Genomic DNA, 8,566 nt, shown 5'->3' on the forward strand with positions numbered 1-8,566 from the left:
GGGCTTCTCGACGCATCCGCATTGGGATCACCTGCTCTGGGACGCCCGATTCGGCGCGCCGCCCCGTTACGGCACGGCCGGCTGTGCGGCCACTGCCCGAGCTCGGCTGTCGGACGCGGGCGCGAAGGACCGCGTCGCGAGGATGATGCCCCCGGACATCGTCGAGCAGATACCGCTGGAGCTGCTCGGCCTCATCACCGGACTGCCCGCCGGGACGGCGCGGATTCCTTGGGACGGCCCCGGAGTCCGGATCGTCGAGCATCGAGCGCATGCCCCGGGCCACGCGGCGCTGGTGATCGAGGACCGCGGGGTTCTCGTCGCCGGCGACATGCTCTCCGATGTCCTGGTTCCGATGCTCGACCTGAACGGTCCCGCTGACCCGATCGAGGACTACCTCGCCGCACTGCAACTGCTCGAGGGCGTGGCGCACGACGTCGATGTCGTGGTCCCCGGCCACGGGTCGATCGGCGGACCTGATCGGGTGCAGTCACGGATCGACCAGGATCGGGCGTACGTGCACGCCGTGCGTGACGGCCACGTTCCCGGCGACCCGCGGGTCGGCCCATCGGGCTCGGATGGTGAGGACCGGCTGCCGGACGTACACGACCGGCAGGTGCAGCACCTCGCCCAGCGAAACGAGCACGACGGGGCGCACGGATTCTCGGGCGCGCCGAGGAGCCCGAGATGACCACCGCAACCGCTCCGGCCGTCGACCGTTCCCGCGCCCGGCGCTTGACGCTGGGCGCGCTCCAGGTGCTGCTCGCCGCGGTCTATGTGTTCTCCGGGATCGGCAAGGTCTCGCTCGCGGCGACGGTCGTCGCCGGCTTCGCGATGCTGGGCATCGGACCCGTCGGCACGGTGGCGCTCGGCGTCGTGGAGCTGGCGGCCGCGATCGGGCTGTTGATCCCCCGTCTCGCGGGTGTCGCCGCGACGGGCTGCGTCGTGCTGATGGCCGGAGCGGTCATCATCACCGCCGTCACGGTGGGCGGTCCGATGGTCCTCCTTCCGGCCGTCGTGCTCGTCCTCGTCGCGGTCGTGGCCTGGATGCGGCGGCACGAGACGATGGCCCTCGTCCGGCACCCGCGCCGCACCCTTCTGGGCCGCTGAACCCCGACCGCGACCTCATCGGGGAGGTCTCGCGCTGCTTCCCACCATCGCCTCTGGTGCCCGGTGGAACGTCAGGCCTGGGCCACCACGGGTGCTTCTCCGGAGCCTGCCGCCTGCTGCAACGCGGCCTGGTCCTCGGCGTGGAAGGTCTCCTCGAGGCGCTCGGGGTCGGCGTCGCTGTCGATGGTGCGGAGGTCGGCGCCGCGGGCGGACTCGATGGTGCCCAGGCGCCGGTTCAGCCGGTCGGCGGCGTACTCGGTCATCTCGTCGACGCTGATGCCGAACGGCGGGTCCTGGTCGCCGAAGTGGTCGAAGGTATTGGCGATCACGGCCACGGCGGGTGCGAACAGTTCCTCGAGCCGGTCGTTGATCACCGACCACATCGCGTCGTCGGCCGCGACATGACGTCGGCAGGTGTAGGTGCCCCAGGCCATGTGCCGACGCTCGTCGTCACCGATCAGTTTCACCACCTGCTGCATGCCCGGGAGGATCCCGCGGGAGGCGCAGACCTTGCCCCAGCCGAAGTATCCGGTCAGCGCGAGCGCGCCCTCGACGACGTGGTTGTAGGTCACCGACGCGCGGACCTGGTTGGCCGGTGACGGGTCGGCGTGCAGCGCGTGCAGGCTGGCCGGCAGCTCGTCGGCGAAGATCTGGGTGTAGGCGTCGTTGAAGTCGACGAACTCGTGCAGGTCATCGGTCATGCCCACGGCGTCGAACCAGCGCCGGAACGACTCGGTGTGCTTGGCCTCTTCGTAGAGGAACTGGGTCAGGTACATCTCGTCGGCGAGCCGACCCTCGGAGGCCATGGCGGCGATGAAGGGCTGCAGGTCCTGGGTCACCGACTCCTCGCCGGCCATGAATTGGGCGGCCAGGGCCGAGGTGAGCCAGCGCTCCTGGTCGGTCATCGCAGCCATGTCCCGCGCATCCTGGCTGAAGTCGATGTCCGCGGGGTTCCAGTGGCGTGCGTTCCCCTTGGTGAACAGGCGCATCGGGAACGAGTCGAACGAGAGTCGGCCGGCTTCGAGGCTGGCGTAGCCGGTGCGCTGTCCGTGCGCGATGCTGCGTGTGGTGCTCATGGCGCTGACTCCGTCCCTGATGGCGAATCTCGACCCGCTCGATGGCTTCGGGCTGCCGCGACGGTGGCACGGATCACCGGTGAGAGGGCGCCGGCATGCCTCGTTCGGGGGCGGAAGACACCACCTCGACGGGAACAGGCGCCGTCAGGTCCCGGAGGTCGGCAGGCCGAGCGCGTCGGGCGGCGGGAGGACCAGAGCTGACCCGGCCCTGGTGAAGAGCGGGATGTGCTGGGCGGGGGCGTCGACCGTGACCCAGGTCCGCCCCGGATGCTCGAGCCCGGTCCAGTAGTCCCGCCAGCGCCCCGCGGGGAGGTAGACCCCGGTCCGGGTCGTTTCGGCGGTCACGACCGGAGCGACGAGGACATCGGGGCCGAGCAGGTACTGGTTCTCGATCGTCCATGCCGTGGGATCGGTGGCGTCCTGGAGCCACAGTGGCCGCATGAGGGGTCGACCCGTCGCGCCGGCCTCCGCGGCGAGGCGGGAGAGGTAGGGGATCAAGGCCTGGTGCAGCCGGGCGTAGCCCCGGAAGGTGGCCACGGTCGACGGATCGGACGCGACGCCGACGGGGTCGGCCTGCACGCCGAGCATGTCGCGCATCGTCGGGGAGAGCGCCCCGAGCTGCACCCATCGGTCCCAGAGCCCACGGTCCCGATCGGTGCCGTCGTCCCCGTCGATGAACCCGCCGATGTCAGGGCCCCAGTACGGCCATCCGGAGACACTCCCGTTGAGCATCCCGGCGAGCACCGACGGCAGGCCGGTGTGCGGGTCCCAGTCCCGGGTCTGGTCGCCGGTGAAACGACCGGTGACCCAGGCCTGCGACCCGGTGTAGCCCGACCGCGCGAAGAGCACGGTCGCGTCGGGCCTCACGGACTGGACGGCCTGCCTCGCGGCCCGGGCGTAGAGCAGCGGATAGATGTTGCGCATCAGGTCGCCGGGTGTCCCGTCCGCGTAGCGGGCCTCCGTCGGGGCCTGGTCGCCATAGTCCTGCATGGCGCCGTCGAATCCCAGCACGCCGACCGCGTAGCGCAGCCGGTCCTGCCACCAGACGGTCGCCGCCGGATTGGTGAAGTCCAGGTAGGCCCGCCGGTCCGCGTACATCCAGGGCTCGGTGTAGATCGAGCCGTCCGGGTTGCGGACCAGGTAGCCCCGGGCGGCGGCCGCTCCGAAGCCAGGGGTTCCGGGGACGAGGAACGGGCTGAGGTAGCCGAGGACCTTCACCCCGCGGCGATGCAGGGCGGCGATCAGTGCCGCGGGGTCCGGATACTGCCCGAGCGGAACCGGCCGGTAGATCGGCCAGGACCACCCGAGACCCGAGACCGGGTCGACGAGGTCGTAGATCCAGACGGCGTCGAGCGGGACGCCGTCGGCGGTGAGGCGGTCGGTGTCGGCGAGGACCCGGGCGGGACCGCCGATCAGGCTCTTCCAGACACCGAGGCCCCAGTCGGGCGGCACCGTCGGCATGCCGATCAGCGCCGCGCGGCGGGTCAGGACCGTGGCGGGGTCCGGGCCGGTCAGCACGTCGATCACGGTGTCGCTCGCGGCGATGTCGACGCTGATCTCGCCCGGGGTGGCGAGGTCGGCGGTGAGGTCCGCGGTGGTGTCGACCTGGATGCCGTAGCCGCGGCTGGAGAGCAGGAACGGCGTCGGGGAGTAGCTGGTCCCGGTCTCGTCGCCCATCCCGTCCTGCGAGCGGTTCTCCAGGACCTGGCCCCCGAGGTCGAGCGACCCGAAGCGTTCGCCCATGCCGAAGAAGCGCTCATCGGGCCGGGCGGCGAGGCGTACCGCGACGCCGCGCCCGTCGGGTGCGTGCAGGCGCAGCGAGCACAGGCCGGGCTCGGGTGAGCACTCCGTGCTCATGCTGGTGCCCCGAACCGGGCTCAGCACCCCGGCGAGCGTCGGATCCACCGGGGCCCACGGCAACGGCGGGCGCTCGGCCCTCGCGCTACCCGCGGCGAACGCGGCCACCAGCAGGACCACGACGAGCACCACGACCCGGACTCGACCGGCCCTGCGCCGTCGACGACCGACCCGGATCAGAATCGGCGTGCGCCGATGGCGGCGCCCCCGTGGGCCGCGTGTGCCGGGCAGCCGGACGGATACCTCGACATGGTCGCCACCTCGCACGGGGTCCGACCTCGGACGGTACGGGCGCTGACCGGGAAAGACCCGGAAAGTGGCGGCCCTGCCCGCCGCTCCCCGCTACCGCACGATCTGGACGCGGTCGCGGGGCTGGAGGTGGTCGAAGAAGCGCTGCGCGTCGTCGTGGCTCAGGTGCACACAGCCCCCGGAGGTGCGGCCGAGGTTGCCCTCGTGGAACGCCCGCCCCTGGCCGTCGAAGAACACCGAGTCCGGCATCGGTGCCCCGTGGTACTCGCTGCTGCGGAAGTTCTTGTCCTTCCACTGCACGGTGAACTGCCCGGTCGGGGTCTCCTGACCGCGCCCGCCGGTCGAGACGTCGACCGGGCCGTCGACGGTGTGTCCGTGACCGTCGGTCAGCCACGCCTTGTGCTGGGAGATCGACGCGCAGGCCTTGACCGTCGGGGCGCACGGCGACGATGCGGAGGGCGCGGTCGCGGGCGCCGCGGCGGCGACTCCGGGAGCGGCCAGGGCTCCGAGCCCGACCGCGGCGGCGAGCACGCCTGCCGGTGTGGCGACGGGGGCCGGGGCCCGGGTCCTGTGGTGCTTACCCATCAGCAGATCGGTCCTCTCGTCGGCGAGAAGGGCATGGCAAGGCCGCCGGCCCGCAGCAGCGCGCTGCGGACCGGCGGTGACCCGATGCGTGGGTCAGGCCGCTCCGGCCTTGCCGGAGCAGTTCGGCCAGGCCTTCCAGCCCTGGTCGGCCTGGATCCGCTTGGCCACGGCGATCTGCTGCTCGCGGCTCGCCTTGTCAGCGCTCGGGGCGAACTTCTGGCCGCCGTACGCCTTCCAGGTCGACGGGGTGAACTGCAGCCCGCCCTGGTAGCCGTTGCCGGTCTTCGCATGCCAGTTGCCGGTGCTCTCGCACTGGGCGATGCGGTCCCACGTGGCGTCCTTCTGGGCCGCCGCGGCCGGGGCGGCCTGGGCGACACCCGCCAGGGCCAACGGCGCGGTCACCGCGGCCCCCACGGCGGCGGTCACGGCGAGCCGTGATCGCGGACTGGTCGTGCGGGAACGGCTGTGACGTCCACTCATGATCTGGTTCCCCCGTCCGGCCCGCCGGCACATCCCGGCCTCGTCGGCCGGGTGTGGTCCTGCCCGCCTGATTGCGAGTACGGCACGCCCCAGGGGAGAACCGGGGCAGGACATCGCGGCCGGTTCGGGCGAGGCCGGCACCCCGTGGAGCGGTGTGGGTGCCGACGGACTCGACGGTAACCGAGACGAGACCTCCCCGATCCCACCCGCCCCCTCCGTCCCGGGGGCGAACAGGCCCTGCAGCGCCGCAGGGACGGCGCGGTCGGCGGCTGAGCCGGACGTCGGTGTGACGGATCCGACCCCAGCCCGGACGCTAGAGCACTCCGGCGAGACCGCCGACGACGTTCCGCTGGTCGGTGAGCACCTCGGGACCGTGCTCGGTGATGGCGACCGTGTGCTCGATGTGGGCGGCCCGTGAGCCGTCGGCGGTGCGCAGCGTCCAGCCGTCCGGGTCGACGACGTAGGCGTCGGTGCCGCCGGCGATGAGCATGGGCTCGAGCGCCAGCACCAGTCCGGGGCGCAGGGGGACGCCGCGCCCCGGCCTGCCCTCGTTGGGGACGTGCGGCGCCTCGTGCATCTCCCGGCCGATGCCGTGGCCGCCGTGGTCGGCCATGAGCCCGTAGCCGGCGTCACGGGCGACCTCGCCGATGGCGTGCGCGACGTCGCCGAGCCGGGCGCCGGGCCGCGCGGCGGCGATCCCGGCGTCGAGGGCGGCCTGCGTCGTCCGGATGAGCGCCGCGTCCCGTTCCGCGACCGTGGGATCGGGGTGCTCGCCGACGGTGAAGCTGATCGCGGCGTCGCCGCTCCAGCCGAGGCGGCGGGCCCCGCAGTCGACGCTGACGAGGTCCCCGGCGGCGAGCGCGTAGCCGTTCGGGATGCCGTGCACGACGGCGTCGTTGACGCTGAGGCAGGTGACACCCGGGTACGGCGAGGGGGCCGGGCCGGGCTGATAGTGCAGGAAGAGCGGCTCCGCGCCGGCAGCCGCGATGACCTCGGCGGCGACCGCGTCGAGCTCGTCGAGGCGGACACCGACACGGGCGGCGCGTCGGACCGCGTCGAGGGCCCGGGCGGTGATCAGGCCGGCGGAGCGCATCCGGTCGATCTCGTCGGGGGTCTTCAGCTCGATCACGGTGCGCTCCACGAGGCGGGGATAGTTATACCGGTATTACTATCACGCCCATGGTGCGTGTGCCGCTGACTCCCCAGGAGCACGAGCGAGGCCGTCGCCTCGGCGAGGTGCTGCGTGACGCCCGGGGTCATCGGAGCATGACCTCGGTCGCCGCCGCCGTGGGGATGTCGGTCGAGACGCTGCGCAAGATCGAGTCCGGTCGTGTCCCGACCCCGGCGTTCTTCACGATCGCCGCACTGGCCGGCGAGCTGGGTCTCCCGCTCGACACCGTCGCCGGGGCCTGCGAGCCCGAGGTCGACCGGCGCCGCCCCGATGGGCCCGGCCGGAGCTCCGTCGCCTCGTAGGGTCCGTTCCCGTGGGGGACGAGACCGGGTGGAACGAGACGCTGGACCGGGCGAGCTCGTGGTCGCGGCGCTGGCTGGCGTCGCTGGGTGACCGGCCGGTCGGCGTCCCGGTCGACGCGGCCGAGATGCGGGCCCGGCTCGACGACCGGCTGCCTGCGCAGGGACCGCCCCCGGCGCAGGTGCTCGACGAGCTCGCCGCGGCCCTGGAGCCGGGGCTGGTGGCCAGCGGCGGACCGCGCTACTTCGGCTTCGTCACCGGAGGCGCGCTGCCCGTCGCGCTCGGCGCGGACTGGATGGTCTCGGCGGCGGACCAGGACGCCGCCACCTTCGTGATGTCCCCGGCCGCGGCGGTGGTCGAGGAGATCGCCGGGCGGTGGGTGCTCGACCTGCTGGGGCTGCCGGACGGTGCGGCCGTCGGGTTCGTGACCGGCGCCCAGATGGCGTCGGTGGCGTGCGTGGCGGCGGCGCGGCGGGCACTGGTGGGTGCGCAGGGCTGGGACGTCGAGCGCGACGGTCTGGCGGGCGCTCCGGTGCCGACCGTGGTGGTCGGCGAGCACGCCCACGCGACGATGATCCAGGCGCTGCGCCTGCTCGGGTTCGGCTCCGCCCGCGCGGTGCGGGTGCCCGTCGACGTCCACGGCCGCATGCGGGCCGACCGGCTGCGCGAGGTCCTGGCCACGATCCCCGGGCCGGTCCTGGTGTGCGCGCAGGCGGGCCAGGTCAACACCGGGGCGAGCGACCCGTTCGACGAGATCGCCGACCTCGTCGACGCCCGCGAGCACGCCTGGCTGCACGTCGACGGCGCCTTCGGGCTCTGGGCGGCCGCGGCCCCCACGAGGCGTCACCTCGTCGCCGGCGTCGAGCGGGCGGACTCGTGGGCCGTCGACGCGCACAAGTGGCTGAACGTGCCCTACGACGCCGCGATGGCGATCGTGCGCGACCGCGGCGCGCTGACCGAGGCGATGACCACCTCGGCGGCCTACCTGCCGTTCGGCGAGCTCGACCCGGCCGCCCGGACCCCGGAGAACTCCCGGCGGGCCCGTGCCGTCCCGATCTACGCCGCGCTGCGCACCCTCGGTCGCGACGGGGTCGCCGACCTCGTCGAACGGTGCTGTGTCCTGGCCCGGCAGGCGTCCGAGGAACTCGCCCGGCATCCCCGGGTCGAGGTCCTCGACGACGTCGTCCTCAACCAGGTCCTGTTCCGGCCCGACGGCCTCGACGTCGCCGATCTCGCCGCCGCCGTCCAGCGCGACGGGACCTGCTGGATCGGCACCACCGCCTGGCAGGGGCGGCCCGCACTGCGGTTCTCGGTCTCCAACTGGTCGACGACCGCGGCCGACGTCACGCGCGCCACGACGCGCATCACCGACCTCGTCGACGCGCTCAGCTCTCCCGCGTCTCCAGGTGCACCGTGACCTCGTCCCCGGCGCTCTTGCCGAGGGCGCGCAGCACGGCCCCGGTGATCGGGAGCTTGTGGGTGCCGTCGCCGAGCGCCATGAACGACGTCCGCAGCGGCCGGCCGTCCACGGAGCCCCGGATCTTCACGCGACCGCGGGTGCCGAAGTACTCGGCGGAGCCCGGCATCACGACGTAGGTCCAGCCACCCGGGGCCGTGCTGCGCTGCACGACGGCCGAGAACGTGTGGTCGAGGGTCTGCGGGACGGTCATCGGGTCCTCCGGGAGATGTCGTCTCCCGGAGTGTCGCTACGGGCGCCGAGGATTCGACACCCGCGCGGGCC

General features: G+C 73.1%; 10 protein-coding genes. 4 read left to right on the forward strand and 6 right to left on the reverse strand.

Annotation, left to right across the window (positions count from 1 at the left end; translation table 11 throughout):
• Positions 1-688, forward strand: a 688-nt coding sequence (locus VGI02_RS19685; RefSeq protein ID WP_331629972.1) for an MBL fold metallo-hydrolase, incomplete at its 5' end; no start/stop codon positions are given.
• The gene (locus VGI02_RS19690; RefSeq protein WP_331629974.1) at positions 685-1,107 is read left to right on the forward strand and encodes a DoxX family protein; all 423 of its coding nucleotides are present in this window, start codon (positions 685-687) and stop codon (positions 1,105-1,107) included. The genes VGI02_RS19685 and VGI02_RS19690, both read left to right, overlap by 4 nt.
• A gap of 71 nt (positions 1,108-1,178) precedes the next feature.
• On the opposite strand, the gene VGI02_RS19695 is transcribed toward VGI02_RS19690, so the two are convergent.
• The 5 genes from VGI02_RS19695 to map all read right to left on the reverse strand — a co-directional run bounded on the left by VGI02_RS19695 (position 1,179) and on the right by map (position 6,483).
• Positions 1,179-2,183, reverse strand: a complete 1,005-nt coding sequence (locus tag VGI02_RS19695; RefSeq protein WP_331629976.1) for a R2-like ligand-binding oxidase — start codon at positions 2,181-2,183, stop codon at positions 1,179-1,181.
• 144 nt (positions 2,184-2,327) lie between these two features.
• Positions 2,328-4,172, reverse strand: coding sequence for a TIM-barrel domain-containing protein (locus VGI02_RS19700; protein ID WP_331629978.1), 1,845 nt, complete (start codon positions 4,170-4,172; stop codon positions 2,328-2,330).
• Between the two features lie 210 nt (positions 4,173-4,382).
• On the reverse strand, positions 4,383-4,874 hold the full coding sequence (locus VGI02_RS19705; RefSeq protein WP_331629980.1) for a L,D-transpeptidase: 492 nt from the start codon (positions 4,872-4,874) through the stop codon (positions 4,383-4,385).
• Between the two features lie 93 nt (positions 4,875-4,967).
• The gene (locus VGI02_RS19710) at positions 4,968-5,300 is read right to left on the reverse strand and encodes a transglycosylase family protein (protein WP_331629982.1); all 333 of its coding nucleotides are present in this window, start codon (positions 5,298-5,300) and stop codon (positions 4,968-4,970) included.
• 367 nt (positions 5,301-5,667) lie between these two features.
• Positions 5,668-6,483 (reverse strand): type I methionyl aminopeptidase, encoded by an 816-nt coding sequence (map, locus tag VGI02_RS19715; RefSeq protein WP_331629990.1) that lies wholly within the window; start codon positions 6,481-6,483, stop codon positions 5,668-5,670.
• Between the two features lie 50 nt (positions 6,484-6,533).
• Here map and VGI02_RS19720 point away from each other — a divergent pair, with 50 nt between their 5' ends.
• Both VGI02_RS19720 and VGI02_RS19725 read left to right on the forward strand, forming a co-directional pair.
• Positions 6,534-6,827: a helix-turn-helix domain-containing protein gene (locus tag VGI02_RS19720; protein ID WP_331629984.1), complete on the forward strand. Its 294-nt coding sequence runs from the start codon at positions 6,534-6,536 to the stop codon at positions 6,825-6,827.
• 11 nt (positions 6,828-6,838) lie between these two features.
• A complete protein-coding gene (locus tag VGI02_RS19725) occupies positions 6,839-8,242 on the forward strand; it encodes a pyridoxal phosphate-dependent decarboxylase family protein (protein ID WP_331629986.1) in 1,404 nt (467 codons plus the stop codon).
• Here VGI02_RS19725 and VGI02_RS19730 read toward each other — a convergent pair.
• Positions 8,211-8,495, reverse strand: coding sequence for a DUF1905 domain-containing protein (locus VGI02_RS19730; protein WP_331629988.1), 285 nt, complete (start codon positions 8,493-8,495; stop codon positions 8,211-8,213). The two genes, VGI02_RS19725 and VGI02_RS19730, sit on opposite strands and share 32 nt — an antisense overlap.
• Positions 8,496-8,566 lie beyond the last annotated feature (71 nt).

Origin of the sequence: Actinomycetospora sp., assembly GCF_036497245.1 — a bacterium.
Taxonomy (GTDB): domain Bacteria; phylum Actinomycetota; class Actinomycetes; order Mycobacteriales; family Pseudonocardiaceae; genus Actinomycetospora.